General features: G+C 61.8%; 2 pseudogenes. One reads left to right on the plus strand and one right to left on the minus strand.

Annotation, left to right across the window (positions count from 1 at the left end):
* Positions 1-416, minus strand: a pseudogene (locus tag CFB24_RS22240) (ATP-binding protein); the annotation flags it as partial.
* 106 nt (positions 417-522) lie between these two features.
* Between CFB24_RS22240 and CFB24_RS22920 the strand changes: the two are divergent.
* Positions 523-1,271: pseudogene (locus tag CFB24_RS22920) on the plus strand (hypothetical protein); the annotation flags it as partial.

Below are 1,271 nucleotides of genomic sequence, written 5' to 3' on the forward strand. Positions count from 1 at the left end.
TCGACGCCGCGCATCGCCTGGGCGACGCGGCTGACAAAGCCCTCATGATGCGCCGCCATCAATTCGGAGCGCATGTAAAACCTTTGCGCCTCCCCAATCGCGGGACACGCGCGCGCCGCCTGGGCGCGCTCCTCCTTCATCTGCTTGGTTTCTTCCTTGTTGAGGACACCCCTTCGCGTCCACAGGATCAGGCAAGCGGCTTCATAGCGCATGGTTTTCGACCAAAGCCGCGCGCGTTCATCCAGGAGGTCGCTCAGATCGAGGCCAAGATCCCTGCCGACCTTGCGGCAGGAGTTCAGGCTGACGCGCTCGATCTCGACGCCCGCCATTTCGGGATCGGAGAGATACCAGCCGACGATCGCATGACCCTTGCCTTCCAGCGTCCCGGACAATTCGACGCGAAGCACTTCGGACAACCAACCGGCTCAAACTGCTGCGTCGGCGTCTCCCGCTCAGGAGACGAGTCTTTCGACATCACTCGAGAGCTCTCTTCCGAAAGCCCAACCGGCCCTCAAGGATCTGATGGCGTCGTTCGATGAAACGCCATCGAGGGTCGTCAGTAAGGAAGGAACTCCAACAACTCACGAGGCGAGCGAACCATCTGCGAACATTATTAAGCGCGACAATAATGCGCATGACAGCCGCCTAACGGCTCCAGCCGCCGAATCGCGGTCTTTCTCGTCGCAAACTGCGCCGGAGAATCCGTTCGAGAAGGATATGCATAACGCGAAGAAACAATCACAAAACGATCACATTGTTGACAATGGTCAGCACACCACTACGTCGCCGCCGGCTCTCCCGGAGAACAACACCGGAAATACGCAACACAATCGCGATGCCGATCCGCATGAACAATCCTCCATGCGCCTTGTCACCGCAGGCGAAGCCATCGTTTCGGCATTCGCCAGCGCCTTTCATCGTCGTCCGCGCGCGGAGCCTTCGGGCGCTGGCGGAGAAAACCCCGGCTCCGACCAGTCGGCAGCAACGCAGACGACCTCCCGGCCTGCATCCTCCCCGCAAACCGGCGGGACGAGCGCTTCGGTCCAAGGTGAAACGCCGCAACCAAATCCGGTTCCGCCTTTATCGGCCGTGTCTCAACCGGCTCAGGCGCCGGCCGCGGAGGGGGCCAGCGGAAAGCCGATGCGCGGCAGCCTGGGACTCCGCAATCTGCTGACAGATTTTCGCCCGGAACGCTCCGAATCGATTTCGGTCGCGCAAACTGCGCCGCAAGATCCCGCTTCCGCCCCCCAGGCCGGGAGCGCTCGCGCCCT

Origin of the sequence: Rhodoblastus acidophilus (assembly GCF_900187365.1) — a bacterium.
GTDB lineage: Bacteria > Pseudomonadota > Alphaproteobacteria > Rhizobiales > Beijerinckiaceae > Rhodoblastus > Rhodoblastus acidophilus.